The 18,283-nt window shown below is 70.7% G+C and carries 15 protein-coding genes and 1 pseudogene; 6 read left to right on the top strand and 10 right to left on the bottom strand.

Annotated elements, in window-relative coordinates; all coding sequences use genetic code 11:
• Window positions 1–62 precede the first annotated feature (62 nt).
• From PV343_RS04800 to PV343_RS04790, 3 genes are all read right to left on the bottom strand, one after another.
• Window positions 63–1,211 carry an enolase C-terminal domain-like protein gene (locus tag PV343_RS04800; RefSeq protein WP_319145493.1) on the bottom strand — a complete coding sequence of 383 codons (1,149 nt, stop codon included), beginning with the start codon at window positions 1,209–1,211 and terminating at the stop codon, window positions 63–65.
• Window positions 1,211–1,339, bottom strand: a complete 129-nt coding sequence (locus PV343_RS04795; protein ID WP_319145492.1) for a hypothetical protein — start codon at window positions 1,337–1,339, stop codon at window positions 1,211–1,213. The genes PV343_RS04800 and PV343_RS04795 overlap by 1 nt, the downstream gene beginning before the upstream one ends.
• A 134-nt stretch (window positions 1,340–1,473) precedes the next feature.
• Window positions 1,474–1,812: a DUF3566 domain-containing protein gene (locus tag PV343_RS04790; protein WP_319145491.1), complete on the bottom strand. Its 339-nt coding sequence runs from the start codon at window positions 1,810–1,812 to the stop codon at window positions 1,474–1,476.
• A gap of 322 nt (window positions 1,813–2,134) precedes the next feature.
• Here PV343_RS04790 and PV343_RS04785 point away from each other — a divergent pair, with 322 nt between their 5' ends.
• Entirely contained in the window at window positions 2,135–2,506 is a 372-nt protein-coding gene (locus PV343_RS04785) for a VOC family protein (RefSeq protein ID WP_319145490.1), read from the top strand.
• Window positions 2,507–2,609: 103 nt separating this feature from the next.
• Here the strand turns inward: PV343_RS04785 and PV343_RS04780 are convergent, their stop codons facing one another.
• Window positions 2,610–3,278 carry a lysophospholipid acyltransferase family protein gene (locus PV343_RS04780; protein WP_319145489.1) on the bottom strand — a complete coding sequence of 223 codons (669 nt, stop codon included), beginning with the start codon at window positions 3,276–3,278 and terminating at the stop codon, window positions 2,610–2,612.
• A 266-nt stretch (window positions 3,279–3,544) separates the two neighbouring features.
• Between PV343_RS04780 and PV343_RS04775 the strand changes: the two genes are divergently transcribed.
• Window positions 3,545–4,510: an ADP-ribosylglycohydrolase family protein gene (locus PV343_RS04775; protein WP_319145488.1), complete on the top strand. Its 966-nt coding sequence runs from the start codon at window positions 3,545–3,547 to the stop codon at window positions 4,508–4,510.
• Window positions 4,511–4,568: 58 nt separating this feature from the next.
• On the opposite strand, the gene ligA is transcribed toward PV343_RS04775, so the two are convergent.
• Window positions 4,569–6,668, bottom strand: coding sequence for an NAD-dependent DNA ligase LigA (gene ligA / locus PV343_RS04770; RefSeq protein ID WP_319145487.1), 2,100 nt, complete (start codon window positions 6,666–6,668; stop codon window positions 4,569–4,571).
• 848 nt (window positions 6,669–7,516) lie between these two features.
• Here ligA and PV343_RS04765 point away from each other — a divergent pair.
• Window positions 7,517–7,714 (top strand): hypothetical protein, encoded by a 198-nt coding sequence (locus tag PV343_RS04765; RefSeq protein ID WP_319145486.1) that lies wholly within the window; start codon window positions 7,517–7,519, stop codon window positions 7,712–7,714.
• A gap of 632 nt (window positions 7,715–8,346) precedes the next feature.
• On the opposite strand, the gene PV343_RS04760 is transcribed toward PV343_RS04765, so the two are convergent.
• The gene (locus PV343_RS04760) at window positions 8,347–8,976 is read right to left on the bottom strand and encodes a TetR/AcrR family transcriptional regulator (protein WP_319145485.1); all 630 of its coding nucleotides are present in this window, start codon (window positions 8,974–8,976) and stop codon (window positions 8,347–8,349) included.
• A 96-nt stretch (window positions 8,977–9,072) separates the two neighbouring features.
• Here PV343_RS04760 and PV343_RS04755 point away from each other — a divergent pair, with 96 nt between their 5' ends.
• Window positions 9,073–10,323 (top strand): NADH:flavin oxidoreductase/NADH oxidase family protein, encoded by a 1,251-nt coding sequence (locus PV343_RS04755; protein WP_319145484.1) that lies wholly within the window; start codon window positions 9,073–9,075, stop codon window positions 10,321–10,323.
• A gap of 208 nt (window positions 10,324–10,531) precedes the next feature.
• Here PV343_RS04755 and PV343_RS04750 read toward each other — a convergent pair.
• Window positions 10,532–11,249, bottom strand: a pseudogene (locus tag PV343_RS04750) (alpha/beta hydrolase fold domain-containing protein).
• A 635-nt stretch (window positions 11,250–11,884) separates the two neighbouring features.
• On the opposite strand from PV343_RS04750, the gene PV343_RS04745 reads away from it, so the two are divergent.
• Entirely contained in the window at window positions 11,885–13,099 is a 1,215-nt protein-coding gene (locus PV343_RS04745) for an MFS transporter (RefSeq protein ID WP_319145483.1), read from the top strand.
• Between the two features lie 382 nt (window positions 13,100–13,481).
• On the opposite strand, the gene PV343_RS04740 is transcribed toward PV343_RS04745, so the two are convergent.
• From PV343_RS04740 to PV343_RS04730, 3 genes are all read right to left on the bottom strand, one after another.
• Window positions 13,482–14,417: an SCO6745 family protein gene (locus tag PV343_RS04740; protein ID WP_319145482.1), complete on the bottom strand. Its 936-nt coding sequence runs from the start codon at window positions 14,415–14,417 to the stop codon at window positions 13,482–13,484.
• An 11-nt stretch (window positions 14,418–14,428) separates the two neighbouring features.
• The gene (locus tag PV343_RS04735) at window positions 14,429–15,550 is read right to left on the bottom strand and encodes a Ca2+-dependent phosphoinositide-specific phospholipase C (RefSeq protein ID WP_319145481.1); all 1,122 of its coding nucleotides are present in this window, start codon (window positions 15,548–15,550) and stop codon (window positions 14,429–14,431) included.
• 88 nt (window positions 15,551–15,638) lie between these two features.
• Window positions 15,639–16,895: an alkyl sulfatase dimerization domain-containing protein gene (locus tag PV343_RS04730; protein ID WP_319145480.1), complete on the bottom strand. Its 1,257-nt coding sequence runs from the start codon at window positions 16,893–16,895 to the stop codon at window positions 15,639–15,641.
• A gap of 75 nt (window positions 16,896–16,970) precedes the next feature.
• On the opposite strand from PV343_RS04730, the gene PV343_RS04725 reads away from it, so the two are divergent.
• Window positions 16,971–18,179, top strand: coding sequence for a PucR family transcriptional regulator (locus PV343_RS04725; protein WP_319145479.1), 1,209 nt, complete (start codon window positions 16,971–16,973; stop codon window positions 18,177–18,179).
• The last annotated feature ends 104 nt before the right edge of the window (window positions 18,180–18,283 follow it).

Here is an 18,283-nt window from a genome sequence, read left to right as displayed (position 1 = left end):
AGGAGCCAGGAGTCCCAGGCAGCAGAGGACCCGGCTGGGGTGGCTCCTGTTCGCCGGCCCGGTCAGGTGGGCGGTGTGCCGTACACGCGGTAGCGCTCGGCGTCCGGCCATTTGATGTCCAGGCCGAGACCGGGCAGGGAGGGGTCGGGCCGCAGGGCACCGCCGTCGGGGGAGAGCGTGCCGTCGAACAGCAGGCTCTCGAAACGCACATGGTCGTGGAAGTACTCCAGGTGCCGCAGTCGGCGCACGGCACAGAAAGCGTGGGCCGAGAGAGCCGGTGCGCAGTGGGCGGACAGGTCAAGGTGGTGGGCGGCGGACAGGCCGGCTGTCTCCAGCAGGCCGGTGATGCCCCCGCAGCGGGTGACGTCGGCCTGCAGGCAGTCCACGGCACTGCCCTGTACGAGGTTGACGAAGCCCTGTGTCGTGTAGGCGTATTCGCCCGCCGTGATCTCCAGACGCTCGGGCCCCCGCTCGCTGAGCATGCGCAGGCCCTCCAGGTCGGCCGAGCTGACGGGCTCCTCGAACCACCGCACGTCCCACTCCTCGTGGAACCGGTGCGCCCAGTACAGCGCCTGCTTGCGGCCCAGTGCCCCGTTGGCGTCGGTGAAGATCTCCGGCTCGTCACCGATGGCCTTGCGGACGGCAGCGAGGCGCCTCGGGTCGCTCTCAGGGTCCCGGGACGTCTTCAGCTTGACGCGCGGGATGCCTTGTTGGACCCAGCCGCCGAGCTGATCGGTGAGGCGGTCCAGGGAGTAGTTGGTGAAGCCGCCACTGCCGTAGACCGGCACCCTGTCGTGCCAGGACGGGAGGAGACGGATCAGCGGCAGTTCGAGCAGCCGGGCCTTGAGGTCCCACAGGGCCACGTCCACGGCGGACACCGCCATGGCGCCCGCTCCGGGACGGCCGGCGTTGCGGATCTGCCGGCCCATCAGTTCCCAGAGCGCGGCGGGCGAGGAGGCGCTCCGCCCACGTACGACGTCAGCGAGTTCGGACTCTATGAAGGAGGCGACCGACACATCGCCGTAGGTGTAGCCGAGGCCCGTACGGCCGCCGGCGTGCACCCGCACCAGGACCATGGTGGTGGAGTCCCACTCCAGGGTCCCGTCCTCCTCCTTGCCGTCCGGCCCGTCGGTAGGCAGCTGGAAGGCGTGGACCTCGACCGAGTCGATCCGGCAGGACACCGACTCGTCTCCGGTGCCGGCGGCGCTCATCAGCGCCGCCCCGGCAGATGCGCGACCACTCGGGTGAGCTCCTGACGGGCTCCCGGGGTGGTGATGCCCACCCGTTCCGGGGCCTGTGCAACCGCCTCAGCGGCCTTCTTGTCGGCGACCAGCGTCATGACCCGCTCCCTCGGACGCGCACCTCTCGCACCGGTACTGGGTGACCCCTGGCCGGTGCGAGTAAACCGTCGGCGCGTGCATGTCGGGGACGGTCACAGTGGCGCCCACGGTGGACCTCAGCCGGAGCGGGGGCTCACTGCGGGTCCAGCGCTGCCGCGTCCCGGGTTCCCGCCGACGTCGGATCATCGAGGTCGTCGGTCAGGGTCACTTCGAGGCCGCCGCTGAACCGCGCGGTGTAGTTGTTCATGAAGCCGTACAGACAGCCCACGGCCGTGCCCAGGAGGATCTCCAGCGCGATGACCACGGTGCCGACGACCAGCGTCTGCGACGGTGTCGGCCCCTGGCCGGGAGCCACGATGTCGAGGATCACCGACGTGGCGAGCACGGCGCCGAGGACACACACCCCCAGAGCCCCGAGGAAGAGGAAGCACATCAGCGTGACCGCCCAGGGGTTGGTCTCGGATATGCGCATTCGAGTGAACCGCGGGGGAGGGTGCGGGAGGGTGTGATCCCGTGCCGGCGCCGACCCGGGCGACTCGGATTCGGGTGTCGCCACGATGCGGGACGCGATCCTCGACGCCTGCTGACGAGCCGCCGCGCTGAAGGATTTATTGCGTTTCGTTCGCCTCATGTCCACTCCCGTAGCTGGCCCCCACCTGCGACGTTATGCGCAGATGTGCGACCGTGCACCCCCGACGATCACGGTGAGTGACAGGGGCGGGGTTCACCTCCGGCGATGAGTTCACCGTCCTCGGACGGTCTACCGGCGATACGACCGTTTCGACAGGAGTGCCATGTCCACCATTCAGCCAGTGATCCTGACCGCTGACCACGACGCCCTGTTCGGCTTCTACACGAAACTGTTCGGCGCCGAGCAGATCTTCCGGGTCCCGGAGGAAGGGCCGGTCTTCTACCTCGGCCTGCGCATCGGCGACACCGACCTCGGACTGGTGGCCAAGGAGGAGGACCCGGGGGCCGGGGCGACACCACGGATCCTGCTCAGCATCAGTGTCGACGATGTCGACGAGACGCTCGGCCGGGTGGTGGCCCTGGGCGGCTCGGTCCGCGGCGGCCCCAACGACATGCCATGGGGACAGCGTGTCGCCCACATCCTGGACCCCGACGGCAACCCGGTGAACCTCACTCAGCCGATCCCCGCCGGGTGACGGCACCCCCCTGTCGATCTGTGTCGGAGGCAGCCGGCGAGCGGGGTCCGGTCGTGGCGCCGCGGGTCGCGTTGCTCTGTCGTGGCAGGGGCCGGTGCGGTGATCAGTGCGGCTGGGCGAGCGCGGCAGGCTCGCCCAGCTCGGCGGCCGCTGCGCGCCAGGCCGCCGTCACCGCGCTGTGTGCCTTCGCGGTGCTCGCGGCCCGGTCGCCGCCGAGGAGGATCGGTTGCCCGACGTGGACGTGCAGAGCCGGGCGGCGAAACGGCGCGCTCACGAGGCCCGCCAGCTGCTTGGCCGCGTTCCCCGAGGTGATCCGGCGGGCCCCTGCCTGGCCGACGGGGACGACGGGCGATCCGGTGCGCTCGGCAAGCCGCGCCAGGCCGGTGCGGAAAGTGCTCGGCGCGGTCTCGGCGGCATCCTCGCGCGACGGCAGTCCGCCCTCACCGTAGATGAGCACCAGCCGGCCCTCTCCCAGCGCGGCCGCGGCAAGGTCGAGGCAACGACCGGCGCGCCCATCGTGGCGGTGCACGGGTATGTGGCCCTCACGGGCGAGGACGCGGCCCAGCAAGGGCGTACGCCACAGTCCCGCGGCTGCCATGACGACCGGCTCGGCGCCGAGCCGGTGCAGCGCCGCGAGGACGACGGCGGGGTCGGCGAACGAGGTGTGGTTGGCGGCGATGATGCTCCCCGGCGCCAGGACGGCCGCGGGATCCGTGGTCACGGTGAGTCGGCCGACGGCCGGCATCACGGCGTGGGCGAGGCGGCTGAGCATCTGGTCTCCCGGTCCTGACGATGAGGATCTACATCATGCGAGGAAGAATCCGGCCGGGCCTGAGCTCTCGTACTCAACTCCACCCGTGCAAGGCACCCAATCCGGCGGTGTGAGGGCGTGTCTCGGGCGACGCACCTTCACGGACGAGACACGTGCGCCGCCGCGGTCCGGAAGCCGGAGCCGGAGCCGGGGTTGAAGGCGGAGCCGGAGCTGAAGGCGGAGACCAAGCCGTGCGGGCGTCGGCGCGGCACGGATAGCCTGCGCGGATGAAGCGGATCCAGCGGGCCGCCGGCGTGATCGTCGGGTCAGCGGTGGGGGACGCGCTGGGCGGCCCGTTCGAGTTCGGTCCCGAGGGAGCGTTCTCCGCGCGATTCCCCGTTCCCGGTGCCGGCGGCGAGATGTGCGGAGGCGGCGGCTGGGACCCCGGCGAGGCGACCGACGACACGCAGATGGCCGTCCTGGTCGCGGAGTCACTGCTGGAGCGGGAGGGACTGGATCTGCCGGACATCTTCACCCGCTTCCAGCGGTGGGCGGCCTCGGAACCGAAGGACATCGGCTTGCAGACCGAGGACGTCCTGACCAACGGCATGCCCTGGGACTGTGCGGCCGCGATCCACTTCCAGGTCAATCAACGAGCGGCGGGCAACGGCTCCTTGATGCGGGCATCGACCTCCGCGGTCCACTTCGCGGCCGCCGGCCAAGAAGCCACCATGGACGCGGCCCGCCACATCGCTGCCCTCACCCACGGCGACCGCGCGGCCTGGGAAGGCACCGCGATCTTTCACGAGCTCATCCGCGTCGCCCTCCAGGGCACCGAACCTCTCACCGCGCTGCCGGTCGCCCTGGCCCTCGTCCACCCCGACCACCGCGGCCGCTACGCCACCGTCCTCGCACCCGACTGGCACCCCGATCAGGCGACCGAGTTCAACGGTGCCGTCTGGCCCTGCCTGGGCTCCGCCGTCTGGGCCCTGCGCACCACCACCAGCTTCGAGGACGCGCTACGCGCGGCGATCGACCTCGGCGGTGACACGGACACCGTCGCCGCGGTGACCGGAGGTCTCGCTGGGGCGTACTACGGGCTGGACGCGATCCCTGCCCGATGGACCGAGCCGCTCCACGTCCCGCTCCCCGGCTTCGACGGACGGGTGCTGCGCCTGGCAGATCTGCTGCACCTCGCACACCGCCTCGAAGGGCGACGTTTCAGCGGAGGTCGAGGGCTCCGAGGGGCGTGACCGTTCCGACGGCGTCGCCCCCCGGCACCCGTCACCGTAGCGGCCCCTCGCGGTAGCGTCAGTTCAGGTAGTCGGCGACGAGCACGGCGAACTCGTCGGGGGTGGCGAGACGGACGCCGAGGTCTTCGGCTTTGGTGCGCTTGGAGCCGGCGCCTTCGCCGGCGACCACCAGGGTGGTCCTCTTGGAGACGCTCGAGGAGGACCGACCGCCGGCGCGTTCGATGAGTTCGTTCATCTGATTGCGGCCGAGCTTCTCCAGCGGCCCGGTCATCCCGCCGGTGACCACGACCGTCATCCCGGCGAGCGGGCCGGCGGCTGGGGCGGCGGTGGTCTCGGCACCGTCGGCACCCGCGCCCGCGTCCGCGGTCTGCGTGGACGGGGGAGTGGCGCCGGGCTCGGTCATGTTCACCCCTGCTGCGACGAGTTTGTCGATCAGCGGGGCGAGCTCGGCGAGTTCCGCGACTATCGACGGCGCCTTCTCGGGGCCGATGCCGTCGACCTGCTGCAGAGCTTCGGCGTCCGCGGCGCGGACGGCGTCCATCGTGGCGAAGTGCCGCGCGATGCGCCGGGACATGGACCGGCCCGTGCCGCGGACGCCGAGCGCGCACAGCACCCGCGACAGCGGCTGCGCCCTGGCTGCGGCCAGGGCGTTGAGCAGGTTGTCGGAACTTGTCTCGCCCATCCGCTCCAGGGACAGGAGTTGTTCGCGGGTGAGGGCGAACAGATCGGCGAGGTCGGTGACGAGGCCGGCCTCGACGAGTTGCACGACGCGGGTGGCGCCCAGGCCCTCGATGTCGAGCTGGTCGCGGCCCGCCGCGTAGGAGAGGGAAGCCACCAGATGACAGTTGCGGCCCTGCTCGCAACGCCAGCGTTCCTGACCGGTGTCGATGCCGAAGCCGCATCGGGGGCACACCTCGGGGAACACGATCGGCTGTTCAGTGCCGGTGCGCAGGTGGGCGACCGGGGCTTCGATACGGGGAATCACGTCACCGGCGCGGTGGACCATCACATGGTCACCCAGGCGCAGATCACGGCGAGTGATGTCGGCCGGGTTGTGCAGCGTGGCGTAGGTGATGGTGGAGCCGTCGATCTCGACCGGTTCGAGGACGCCGCGCGGGGCGATGATGCCGGTACGGCCCACGTTCCACTCCACTTCGAGAAGCCGGGTGATCTTCTCGACGGCGGGCAGCTTGTAGGCGATCGCCCACCGAGGGGCACGCGATCCGGATCCCGCTGCCTGCTGATCGGCGGCGAGATCGGCCTTGATGACGATGCCGTCGATGCCGAACGGCAGCTCGGCACGCAGCGCGGCGATCTCCGTGACGCGGGTGAGCACGTCGTCAGTGGTGGCGGCGGTGACACCGGGCACCAAGGTGGTGCCGGTCGTGTTGACGCCCAGCTCGGCTGCCAGGGCCATCAGTTCACTGTGCGCGAGGCCGGTGAGACGTACGGCCAGGGCGTCGTCGGTGTCGGGCAGCGGCAGGAGGCCGTAGCCGAAGAAGGTCATCGGCACCGTGTAGGCGCGGTCCTTGGCGCGCAGGGTGCCGGCCGCCGCGTTGCGCGGGTTGGCGAACGGCTGCCCGCCGTGTGCGGTGCGCGCCTCGTTGGCCTGCTCGAACTGGTCGGTGGTCATCAGCACTTCACCGCGTACCTCCACCGTGACCGGCTCCGACAGCCGGTCCGGCAGGCCCTCGATGGTGCCTATCGCGTGGGAGACGTCCTCCCCGGCCGTCCCGTCGCCACGCGTGATCAGCCTGGCGAGCCGGCCCTCGGTGTAGCGGGCGGCGACGGCCAGCCCGTCGAGCTTCGGCTCGACGCTGAAGCGCTCCGTCTCATGGCCGATCCGTCGGGACAGCGAGGCCGCCCATGCGGAGAACTGCTCCGGCGAGAACACGTTGTCCAGGCTCAGCATCGCCACCGTGTGCGGCACGTCGCCCTCGGCCGCTCCGCCGGCGACCTTACCGGTCGGCGAGTCGGGCAGCACCTGCTCGGGGTGGTCGGCCTCCCACGCGGCGATACCCCGCACGAGCCGGTCGTAGGTGTCGTCATCCAGAGATGAGGTGCCGCCCGCGTAGTAGGCGGCCGCGGCCTTGACCGCCTCCTCGACCGCCTGCGCATAGGCGGCGGCATCCACGATCAGCGCGATGGGTGTCGTCATGTCCGCCATCTTGCCTGCCACCACTGACAATGCCCCGGGGCCCGGATCGCCGGGGGAAGGGAGGCCGGAGGCAGCACAGCTTGCAGGAGGGCGGAGCGTGACGGCGTCGGCTCGCCCCCGCGTTCCGGGCCTGGGAGGCTTGGCGCGGCCGCGGGCCCGCCCGTTGGGCCTGAGGAGCTTGACGGTTCGGACGGCGGGCTGGACGGTTCGGACGGGCCACCGAGCCGGCCCGCCGTAGGGAGCCTGCCGGATGGTGCCCTCCGGACGGCGTCGCGAGCGCGCTCGTCGGAGGAGTCCCGGCTGCGCTCTTCACCGCTGCGGCTGTGTGCGGGGCCCGTCGAGAATGAGCGCCAGCATGCGGGGTGAGCGGTCCTCGGGGCCTGATGCGGCGCGCCAGAGTGCACCGGTGAGCTGGAGGAAGTCGCCGGGATCGGCGTCCGTAAGGATGCTTCCGTCCTTCTTTCCGGCGTCGAGGGTCGCCGATCGCGATCGGTGCCATGACCGAGGCGAGCCCGACCGGGGGCATCCTGTCTGGTCCGAAAGGTGAGGAAGACGCGCGACCGCTACTGTCGCGCCCTCCGCACTTGTCAAGCCCCGACTTTCCGTGACGTGAGTCGATGCCGCCGGCGAGGCGTAATGGAGTCGTGAGCACGGCAGAACGCGGACAGACCGTCCACTGTCTCCCCCAGCTCCCCCTGACCCGCAAAGGAACCACTGAAATGAACCGCATGTGCCATCGAGGTTGCGCCTCCGTCCTGGCCACGCCCGACTCGGCGCCCGGTCACCCTCCCTAACCCTGCCGCTGCCCCGGGCGCTTCTTGAAACAGGGGCTGCTCGGCGAGCATCAGATGTCCATCTACGAACTTCTCAGCAGCGGCGCCAGTGCCGCACTCGTCCTTGCCTGCACCGTGGCAGGCTCCTACGTGCTGCTTGTACTGATCGTGCTGATCAGCCCTGGCAGCCTGAGGGGAAAGGCCGCCAGGGACCTCCTGGGCCTGCACCCCTTCTCAAAGAAGGACCAGGACCAGAAGGGCAGCGGCGACTGAACCCGGCGCGACCTGGGACCACGACCCAGCGGGCCTCGGGCACGGTCGTGGAGGCGGGTCCGTATCAGCTTCTGGCTCCAAAGCTCTGGCCACGTGATCATGCGATGCCTCAGCCGCTTTGGGCTCCCACACTGCCCCGATGCGAGGGAACCGCTCAGAGGACGGCGAACGACGTGGTGCGGATCGAGCGGGTGGCTGGCCTGACACCAGATCAACGGTGCCAGGCCGCCGCCCTGGCATGTGGCGGTGGCGTGCGCCGGTCCTTGCGTTCCAACCGGATGAAGAGCGGGGCATCAAGTCGTCCGCGCTGGGGTCGCTGTTCCACTCGGCCGCAGTCCGGCCCGGCGGGGAGTCGAATCGCACCTGCAGGCAGGCACACAGGACTGCTGTACTCATCGACCGGTCGCGAACCGCTCACGCTCTGCGGGTACTTCGGCGGCGACCTCGTCACGACGTTTGCGCCGGCTCCGTACGACCGGTCGTCAGTGATCGTGTCCTGAGCCGTTCGACTCCAGGTGATGGGCGACGGCGATCCTGGGCCCGGGCGATCCCCTGACGTAAGAGGGCCGCACCGCACCCAGGCCACCCTCCCGCGTCAGGAAATCGCTCGCCGCCGACTGCCCACCCTCCGGTTACGGCTGGACTGGTTCCTCGCCCGCCTGGTCGGCCACCACCGTCTGGCACAGTGCCGGGGACACCGTGAACAGCGCGCGCACGGCGCTGCGGACCTGATCGGCGACCACTTCGGGGGTGGACGTGTCGAGTTTTCCGTCGAGGTGCAGGAACGCCAGGCCGTGGACCAGGGCCCACACGGTGGTGGAGAGAACTTCCGCGTCCGAGCCGGGGAAGGCGGCTCGGACGATATTTTGGACGTACTCCGTGATCGCGGCGGTCGCGGCGACCCGCTCCTCGTTGTTCGGGTCGCAGGGTTCGGCGAACATCGCCCGGAACAGGGCGGGATGCTCGAGCGCGAACCGCACGTAGACGACGGCGACGGCGGCCAGGTCGTCGGGGGTGGACGGGGAAGGGTGGGCCGCGGCGAGGGATGCGGCGAGCTCGCGGTAGCCCTCCGCAGAGACCGCGGAGACGAGCGCGTCCCGGTCCGCGTAGTGGCGGTAGGGAGCCGTCGCGGACACCCCGGCTCGCCGTGCCACCGCCCTCAGCGACAGCCCTGCGCTGCCGTCCTCCTCGAGCAGCTCCCGTGCGGCACGCAGACAGGCGGCCCGCAGATCGCCGTGATGGTACGCAGCCGCTTGCGACACAGCTCACACTCCCTCATGTTTGCAGCGCTAACATTCACCGCCTAATGTGAACGGTGCATACATCGTAGACGATCAAAAGGGAAGAGGGGATCTCCGATGTCCAGCGAGCTCTTTTCGCCGCTGCCCCTGCGCTCCGGGCAGGTTCTGCGCAACCGGATAGCGAAGGCGGCCATGGAGGAGAACATGGCAGGCGAAGGCCAGCTCCCCGACCAGGGCCTGCTGTCGTTGTACCGGCGCTGGGCCTCCGGTGGTACCGGGCTGCTGATCACCGGCAACGTCATGGTGCACGCCGAGGCGCTGACCGGCCCCGGAGGGGTGGTGCTGGACGAGCACGCGCCGCTGGAGCCGTTCACGGAGTGGGCCAGGGCCGGCAAGAGCGGCGGTGGGGCGATCTGGATGCAGATCAACCATCCCGGCCGCCAGATCCAGGCCGACATGCCCGGCGTCGTGTGGGGCCCGTCCGACGTCGCCGTCTCGCTGGGCAAGCACAGCAGCCGGTTCGGCCGTCCCGTCGCCATGACCGCCGAGCAGATCGAGGCCACCGTGACCCGGTACGCGGTCGCGGCCCGCCGCGCCGAGGAGGCCGGGTTCGACGGTGTCGAGATCCACGCCGCACACGGCTATCTGCTGTCGCAGTTCCTGTCCCCGCTGGTCAACAAGCGCACCGACGCGTGGGGTGGGTCGCTGGAGAACCGGGCCCGGATGCTGCTGGACATCGTCCGCGCCGTCCGCGCCACCGTTTCCCCGTCCTTCGCCGTCGCGGTGAAGCTCAACTCCGCAGACTTCCAGCGCGGCGGCTTCGACGCCGACGACGCACGCCAGGTGATCGAGATGCTCGCACCGCTCGGCGTCGACCTGGTCGAACTGTCCGGTGGCAGCTACGAGAGCCCCGCGATGTCCGGCCGGCCCGCCGACTCCCGCACCCAGGCGCGTGAGGCGTACTTCCTCGACCTGGCCAGGGATCTGGTCAAGTCCAGTCCGCTCCCGCTGATGCTCACCGGCGGCATCACGCGCCGCGAGACCGCCGAGAAGGTTCTCGAAAGCGGTGTCGCGATCATCGGCATGGGCACCGCCCTCGCCGTCACCCCCGACCTGCCCGACCGCTGGCGCGACGGCCGCGAAGCCGACCACCAGCTGCGACCGGTCACCTGGTCCGACAAGGCCCTCGCCTCCGTCGCCGGCATGGCTCAGGTCCGCCACCAGATGCGCCGCATGGCCCGCAACCGCAGGATCACCCCCAACACCCACCCGGCAGTCGCCCTCATCTCCGAACAGCGCCAGCAGCGCCGTGCCCTGCGCAGTTACCGCGCCTGGCTCTCCGAGACGCGAGGTACTGCCGGCAGGTGAACCGGTCCTCCCACCGAGCGTGACCCGAGACCTGATCAGCAGATCACCGTCCGCAGGTCAGGTCTCGGGTCACGCTCGCCCGCACTGTGCGCGGCGTCCGCGCCGATCGACTCGGCCCTCGTCGGCGGCGGACCGTCGCGGCCACCCCACCTCACCCAGCCCCGGCAAGGCCGGTCCGGGTCTCCGGAGGGGGCAGCCACCGTGCGTGCTAGCCGCTGTGCAGTGCCGTCCGCAGGGCGTCGACGGCGAGCGTGCGCGCGACATCGGCGGCTCGGGTGTCGCGGAGGCTGTCCAGCAGGAGGAAGTCGTGGACCATGCCCGCGACGCGGACGGAGGTGACGTCCGCTCCAGCCTCGCGGAGCTTGTTGGCGTACTGCTCTCCCTCGTCGCGCAGGACGTCGGCCTCGTCGGTGATGACCAGCGTGGTCGGCAGCCCCTTCAACTGGTCGAGGCTGGCCTGGAGGGGTGACGCGTAGTGCTCGGCGCGCTGGGCGGGGTCGGTGGTGTAGGCGTCCCAGAACCACTTCATGCCGTCGCGGGTGAGGTAGTAGCCCTCGGCGAACTGCAGGTAGGAAGGGTGTCGAAGTCGGCGTTGGTCACCGGCGGAACAGGCGGTCGTGGGTCTTGTCGTCGCCGAAGACCCAGCCGGCGCCGTGGATGTAGAACACCACCGGCAGCGGACCGGAGGCTCCCTTGGGACGGATGACGCGGGTACGGACCGTGCCCCACTCGCCGGCGTCCACGTCGACCCACTCCTCGTCGACCTCCGGGCGGGGAACGCTCGGGTCGCTCTGCAGGCCGAGAAGGATGTCACGGCCCTTCTCCGGCGGGACCTCGTAGATCCGGGGGTGCGGATCGGTCGCCTCGGCCAGCTCCCTCGCGGCGGGCTCCAGGTACGGGGTGATCGGCGGGGGAAGGTCGGTCATGCCCACTCCCAAGTCACGAGCACATGCGCGTGCCCTGTTCCTGCGGCCGGACCGGTCGCGCAGCAGGGGGCTCCCTGGCACGTCGGGAAAACCCCGTTCCATCGTTCGCGCCCTGCTCCACGGCCGCAACTTGCGCCCCCGTGGTCCCAAAACGGCACCCGACCCTCATCGGCCGGCCCAGCGAATGTGCCGGTCAGAGCGTGGGGGACCTGCCGGTCAGCCATGACGAGCCCGGGCTCGACGGAGCCTCGGCGGAGTGTCGTGCCAGTTACTCGCGCAGTCCGGCGGCCCGGCGGCCCGGCAGTCCGGCAGTCCGGCAGCCCCCAGCCCGTAGCAAGTCCGGCCGGTGCCCCCTCCCGCTCGGTGCCGGAGCGCCGGCGGCTATCCTTGCCAGCCGGCCGGGGCCGTCCACCGTAGCCAGGGGATCCGGGCCCGCCCCCGATGCCGCACACCGCCAGGCGATCTTGGAATGGATGCCTCCGCCCTGTTGCTGCGTCTCTGTGGGCTCACCCTCTTCCAGGGCGCTTCGGGTCACGACGACCGGCGCGAGGGGGCGGGGAAACCGCGGACGAGTTCGTACCGCACCGCCCCGCACCTGGTCCCGGCCCGTCGTCTTCGAAAGGTTCTCCTGCACCATGCCCTTGGCTCTGCTGGCCCTGGCTGTCGTCGCGTTCGGCATCGGCACCACCGAGTTCGCCACTATGGGGCTACTGCCCCAGATCGCCGACGGGATCGGGGTGTCGGTACCGCACGCGGGCAACGTCGTGTCGGCGTACGCGCTCGGTGTCGTCGTCGGCGCTCCGCTGCTGACGGGCATCTGCGCGCGTGTCCCGCACAAGCGGCTGCTGCTGCTCCTGACGGGCCTGTTCGTGGTCGGCAACACGGCGTCGGCCCTCGCCCCCGACTTCGGCACGCTCTTCGCCGCCCGGTTCCTGGCGGGCCTGCCGCACGGCGCGCTGTTCGGTGTCGGCGCCGTCGTCGCCTCGCGGCTGGTCGCCGCGGACAGGGCGGCACGCGCCGTCTCGAAGATGTTCCTCGGACTCACCATCGCCAACATCGTCGGGGTTCCGGCCGCCACGGCCCTCGGCCAGCACCTGGGCTGGCGCTCCGCCTACGGCGCGGTCGCCGTCATCGGGCTCGTCGCGCTGGCCGCGCTGGCCGCCTTCGTGCCGCACCAGCCGCGCGGCGAGCAGTCCGGCATCCGGCACGAGCTGCGGGCCATGGGCAACAAGCAGGTCGTCATCGGCCTGGCCACGGCCGTGGTGGGCTTCGGTGGCTTCTTCGCCGTGTACAGCTACCTCGTACCGATGCTGACGCACCTGACCGGGATCTCCGACGCCTCGACGACCTGGGTGCTCGCGCTGTACGGCGTCGGTATGACGCTGGGCACCCTGATCGCGGGACCGCTCACCGACCGCGCGCTGCGCCCGACGATGTACTGGGGGCTCATCCTGCTGGCCGCGGCCCTGGTGACGTTCTACTTCGCGGTCCACAGCGCTGTGGCCGCCCTGGTGACGATCACGTTCATCGGCGCGATGGGCTCGCTCATCACCACGCCTGTCCAGATGCTGCTCATGGCCAAGGCCAAGAACGCCCCGACGATGGCGGCGGCCTCCAACCACTCGGCCTTCAACCTCGCCAACGCGGGTGGCGCCTGGCTCGGCGGCCTGGTCATCTCGGCCGGCTGGGGCTGGGCCGCGCCCAACCTGGTCGGCGCGGCGCTCGCCGTGGCCGGTCTGGGCCTCGCCTTCACGGGCGGTGTCATGGACCGTGGACGGCGGACCTCCGAGGTCATCACGCAGGCGTCAGCGGCGGACCAGCGGGAGACCCCGGTCCCCACCGCGGACTGACCGGGGGAGGGGGAACGGGATCCGACGTCCCCCGGCGGGTGGAGCTACTCGAACCCGCCGACGCTCTCGCCGGCTCCCCCTTCCCGTAGAGCGACTTCCGCACGTTGGACAAGTAGCGGGACCTGGCTTCCCGAGCGCGCGGAAGGCGCCCGCATGGGCACCGATGGTCCGGCGCTGCAGGGCTGCCTCGGTGTGCCGCCAGAACCTCCTGCGTCGTCGCAGGCCGTACTTCGAGCTGACGAAACCGGCCTGTCCCGGGCACCTGCCAGGAGCGACGGGTTTCCTGTTGCCCGTCCGGGGGAGCACCGGGAAACCGGCTATGGACTGGGGCTTCGGGACTCGGCGGTCAACTGGGGAGTGGGCTGGAGGCATATCAGGAGCGTCAACTCCTGCCGTGGTCCTCGGGATTTCGGTATCGCTCTCGCACACGTGAAGCAGGCTGGTAGTTCGGTCCCGCGGTCTCGTCCACGCGTGCGAGCAGGAGTTCGCAGGCGGGTTCCAGGCGTTCCGCGAAGCTGACGGAGAAGTCGGTGCCGAGCAACCGCCATGGCAGGGCCGTCAGCTCGTCCGTGGCGTCCTCCACGCGCTGACGCAGTCGCAGAGCCTCAGGAAGGAGTCCGCGCTCCGCCGCCAGTCCCTTCCGCGCCAGGCCGTCCCACCCCTCGTCGATCTCCGTCTCCGTCTGCCCCCGGGATCTGCTCAGCCAGTCGTCCTCGTACCCCAGCCATTCGTTGTGCACGATCGACGCCTCCGAGGACGTCAGACCGGCCGCCGCGAGCAGCGCCCAGTGCGTGTCACCGCGCCACTCGCGGATCGCGTTCACGGCGTGCCAGCCCGACAGCAGGGGGTTCTGTGGACGGGGCATGGACACGGTCGCACCGAACAACACCCGGCCCAGCCTCGGGAGGCGGTCGACGGCGGACCACAGCGCCGGCCCCATCTCGACCAGGGGGTCGACGATGCCGGGCGCGTACCGGCGCAGCCCTTCGTCGACGGCCTCGTCCCGCGTCTGCCAGAAATCACGGAAGGCGGCCGCGTCGCCTTTCAGAAGATCGAAGGTCAGGGCGATGCCGACCGAGCTGATGGAGCCGAACGCGGCCGTCAGCGCCTCGGGCCCGGCAGGGGCGAGTGGCGCTCCTCGGGAGGCGATGTATCCGAGCGGCCCCGGGAGGCCGAGTGCCTCGTACCGCGCCACGGCCCCCGGATCCCAGAAGATCCATCCGATCGTGGTCTGTACGGAGCGGGCGTTGCGGCGGCTCGTCTCGTGCCAGTCGCTGTCTGCCGTGCGGCCGGGCCATCTATCGAAGGTCGTCGTCATCGTCTGCCCTGTCAGCAGTTCCGGGACCAGAGGGTGTACGCGCCGGGCGTGTTCATCCAGTCGAAGGTGGTGGCGCTGGAGTGGCCCTGCTGGGCCAGGTACCGGACGCGCTGGGCCGCGGCGGTGGGATCGGGGTGGGTGTCGTCCAGCACGGGGGAGACGCTCTCCGCCGAGCCTTCGACGGTGAGGTAGTGGTTGCGGCAGTACCACGACAGCGCGTACCCGTCGCTCAGCCAGTGGGTCGCCTGGGTGTCGAAGATGACGAACCAGGGACGTAGCGCGGCCGCATGGAGGAGGCGTGGGTCGCCGTTGGGGCTCGGTTTGGTCATGGCGGGCCACATCGAGGCCTCGTCGAGCCGGCCGGCCGCCGAGAGGTCGGCCACGCGCTGGGCGTATTCCTGTTCGGTGGAGAGGTTGTCCAACTTGTAGTCCGCGAGCCTGTTCTCGATGGTGCCGGTGATCGGGAAGACGATGAACTTCCCCCGGAGCTGGTTCCAGGTGGGCCAGGCTCCGGCCTGGGCCGCGGCGTCCAGGGTCGGGTGGGTGGTCCCGAGCATGTCCGCGGGCGTGAAGAGGCGCCCGGCACCGAGGTGTTTGGCGACCAACTGGTCCAGCTGGGCCGGCCCCATCGCGGCGTTGGAACGGAAGCCCCACTTGAGCTCTAGTTTGAGGTAGACGGGGTCGTGACCGGGATGTGCGTCGCTCCAGGCCCTGAGGTCGTCGAGGCAGGTCCTGAGGCTGCCGTTCTGCCACGTGGTCCTGAAGACGCCTGAACCCGTGGTGTAGGTGCAGTTGTTGTCGTTGACCAGGGGATCGGAGTGGCTGACGACCCATCCGCCGGGATTGCCGTACGTGCTGTACGCGTCGATCTCCAGGAGGTGTGCTCCGCGGTCGAGCCCGGTGGTGATCGACTTCGACTTGCTCCTGTCGTAGGCGTTGTGCAGTCCGGCCACGGAGATCTCGCTCAGCGGGACACTGTCGAAGGCCGATGTGTCACCCGTCGCGTCGGCGACCGTGGCGGCGTGGCCGGGCGCCGTGGAGACCCGGGGCGCGGCCAGGGCGAGGAGTACGGTGACCGCGAGGGCGCATGCTCCGCGGCGCCATGGACGGGCTGTTGCTCTGCCGGAGGGCATCGGGCTCCTAACGTCTGGAACGCCTGGGAAAGCCGTCGTCGGCGTGCCCCGACAGGGGGCACCACCGACCCGGGGTCGGGCGTGCGGGTCAAAACTCGTCGGCGCACCGGTCGCGTGACTCCGTGGCGGCCCAGGCGAAGAGGGACCGGGCCATCAGGGAGGACTCGAACTCGGCACGTGCCTGGTTGATTTCCGCGCGCACGGCGTGCAGCGCGGCGTCGTCGGGGGCTGCCTGAACGGCGAACTCCGCGAGGTGTCCGGCGATCCGCAGCTCGTCAGCGTCGGCGTGGCGCCGAGCCGCGTCGGCCAGGGCCGCGGCACCGCCGGCGAGGTCCGCCAACGCGGTCGCGAGTCGGCTCTCGGGAGCCGGTTTGAGATGCGCGGGGTTTCCGTCGTACCACCCGGCATAGCGCCGCCACAGGTTGCGCACGATGAACTCGGGCTCGTCGTACTTGGCTTGCAGGTAGACGCGGTCGGCCAGATGGGCGGGCGGACGCACGGAGTGGATGAGATCGTCCAGGCGCGCACCGGAGTTGAGCCCGTCCAGCGTCTGCTGGACCAGGCTCTCCAGCCACTCCGCGGTCTCGGTGAGTGCCCGGCGGATCCGGTCGGCGCCGAACACCGGTGCTCCGTGCGAGGGCAGCATGATCTGCGCGTCCAGGGCTGCCATGCGGCGCAGCGCGAGCGCCCACTCGCGTGGATAGCGCTGCGCCTTCTGCGGGTTGCCGCAGTTCGGGCTCAACCAGATGAACATGTCACCGGGGCACAGGATGCGGTGTTCGGGGATCCAGGCGACGGTCGCGTCATCGGTCTCGCCCTCCACGTGGAAGAGCTCGAGGGTCAGCTCGCCCCGCGTCAGGGTGAGCGCGTCGCGATACGTGAGGTCGGGCCTTCGGTACTCGGTCGGCCAGGTCAGGTCCGGTGCCTGGAACTGCCGTTGGTTGACGACGGTGTTGTAGCCGTTCGTCAGGAGGTAGCGGTCGAACCTGTCCCCGACCCTCTCGTGGGCGAGCACGGTCGGGCGTGGCGCGTCCTCGGCGTCGAACGGCCCCATGCCGAAGACGTGATCGATGTGACCGTGGGAGAACACAGCGGTGGTCACCGGCAGCCGGCTCCAGGCACGGACGGCCTGGTGGAGTTTGCCGGCGCCCAACGGGTTGCCGGTGTCGAACAGGATGACCTCGTCGGCGGTGCGGAAGACGACGACGTTGCCGAACCCGGGGTACCAGCCCACGCCGTCGACCACCTCGATGACGCCGGAGCCCGCGCGCCCGCCATGGACGATGCTGTCGTCCACGGCGCCGTGCCAGACCTGGTCCGCGTAGTCGGTGAGGGAGAAGCGCATGCCGCCCATGGCACCGTGTACGCGAGCACGCGGCAATCGGCCGCGAGGCCAGCGGCGGCTCCCTACTGTTGTGACATGTCACAACCAGACGCGGCACGGGAAGGGGCCATCCGGCTGGCCGCACGCCTCAAGCCGCGGGTCAATCACCTGGCCAGGGCCATCGTGGAGCGGCAGCGGGCCGAGATACCCGGCTTCGATCTCCTCCCCGAGGAGATGCGGGACGTGGAGATCGCGGCGACAGCCCGCCACGCCATACGCGGCTTCCTCCGCCATGTGCAGGGCCTGCCGGACATCGACATCGGGGTGTTCAGGGAACGCGCCGCCGAGCGCGCCGAGGAAGGGCTGCCCCTGGTGCAGTTGCTCAGGGGATACCACGTCGGCGCCGAGGTAGTGCTCGACACGCTGGGCGAACTGGCCCGTCCGGGCGAGCACGCGGCGCTGCAGTCCTTGACCCGGATGCAGCTCAGAGCGCTCCAGGCCGTCGTCGAGAGCGTCACCGAGGCGTACCTCACGGGCCTCGCCGACCAGCAGGGGGCGGCTCGGGAGCTGGCCCGTGCACTGGTACGCGGTGACAGGCCCGCCGAAGTCGCCGCCCGTCACGGCCTGTCCCTGGAGTCCGGTTACCTCGTCCTCAGCGTGCGGGCCCCCGAGCCACAGACCCCGGTGGCGGCACGCAGGTTGCTGCGGTGGGCACGCGCACGGCTCGCGCCGCTGGCCGAGGGCCGCGTTCTCAGCCTGCCGGAGGACCGCGGCGGTTGTGTCCTGCTGCCCTCCCGGATCGCACTCGACGCCGTGGCCGAACAGCTCTTGTCGAGTCGCCCGACGGCGCCGATCGTGGGCGCGGCGACCGCCGACTCCCCGGAGGACGTTCCGGCGGCGGCCGAACGGGCCCACCGCATCTCGGCCGTGGCGGACGCGCCGGGGCTGCACCGGTTGCGGGACGTGCTGCTCGAATACCATGTGGCGGCAGCGACGGACAGCGCACCCGAACTGGGCGCCCTGCTGGAGCCACTGGTCCGCCACCCCGGCCTGACCGCGACGGTGGCCGCCTTCCTCGACTGCGACTTCGACCGGCGGCGAACGGCTCACGTACTCGACGTGCACCCGAACACCGTCGACAACCGGCTGAGTCGCGTGACCGAGCTGACCGGCATCGACCCGCGCACCGCCCGCGGCGTCCAGCTCCTCGGCGCCGCACTGACCCTGCACCGGGTGGGCCCGGCGGGACCTCCGCCGGCCGGGTCGGCTCGCCCGTGTCACCCCGCCTCGCCCGCCGGGTCGTAGTACCCCGGTACCACCTGACCCGCGCTCTTCAGCCCCCGGTACCACCGGAACGGGCAGGTCACGGACTTAGCGTGGCTGGTGAGGAGTTCGGGTGTGCCGGGCGC

Source organism: Streptomyces sp. WI03-4A (assembly GCF_033792105.1).
In the GTDB taxonomy this organism is placed as follows: domain Bacteria; phylum Actinomycetota; class Actinomycetes; order Streptomycetales; family Streptomycetaceae; genus Streptomyces; species Streptomyces collinus_A.
Note: the sequence above shows the minus strand (reverse complement) of the source record. Positions and strands in the feature narration are given on the sequence as shown.

Coding starts and splice junctions, on each gene's coding strand:
- PV343_RS04800 (WP_319145493.1), bottom strand. CDS start 1,211: ATGAGCGCCGCCGGCACCGGAGACGAGTCGGTGTCCTGCCGGATCGAC.
- PV343_RS04795 (WP_319145492.1), bottom strand. CDS start 1,339: ATGACGCTGGTCGCCGACAAGAAGGCCGCTGAGGCGGTTGCACAGGCC.
- PV343_RS04790 (WP_319145491.1), bottom strand. CDS start 1,812: ATGCGCATATCCGAGACCAACCCCTGGGCGGTCACGCTGATGTGCTTC.
- PV343_RS04785 (WP_319145490.1), top strand. CDS start 2,135: ATGTCCACCATTCAGCCAGTGATCCTGACCGCTGACCACGACGCCCTG.
- PV343_RS04780 (WP_319145489.1), bottom strand. CDS start 3,278: ATGCTCAGCCGCCTCGCCCACGCCGTGATGCCGGCCGTCGGCCGACTC.
- PV343_RS04775 (WP_319145488.1), top strand. CDS start 3,545: ATGAAGCGGATCCAGCGGGCCGCCGGCGTGATCGTCGGGTCAGCGGTG.
- ligA (WP_319145487.1), bottom strand. CDS start 6,668: ATGACGACACCCATCGCGCTGATCGTGGATGCCGCCGCCTATGCGCAG.
- PV343_RS04765 (WP_319145486.1), top strand. CDS start 7,517: ATGTCCATCTACGAACTTCTCAGCAGCGGCGCCAGTGCCGCACTCGTC.
- PV343_RS04755 (WP_319145484.1), top strand. CDS start 9,073: ATGTCCAGCGAGCTCTTTTCGCCGCTGCCCCTGCGCTCCGGGCAGGTT.
- PV343_RS04745 (WP_319145483.1), top strand. CDS start 11,885: ATGCCCTTGGCTCTGCTGGCCCTGGCTGTCGTCGCGTTCGGCATCGGC.
- PV343_RS04740 (WP_319145482.1), bottom strand. CDS start 14,417: ATGACGACGACCTTCGATAGATGGCCCGGCCGCACGGCAGACAGCGAC.
- PV343_RS04735 (WP_319145481.1), bottom strand. CDS start 15,550: ATGCCCTCCGGCAGAGCAACAGCCCGTCCATGGCGCCGCGGAGCATGC.
- PV343_RS04730 (WP_319145480.1), bottom strand. CDS start 16,895: ATGCGCTTCTCCCTCACCGACTACGCGGACCAGGTCTGGCACGGCGCC.
- PV343_RS04725 (WP_319145479.1), top strand. CDS start 16,971: ATGTCACAACCAGACGCGGCACGGGAAGGGGCCATCCGGCTGGCCGCA.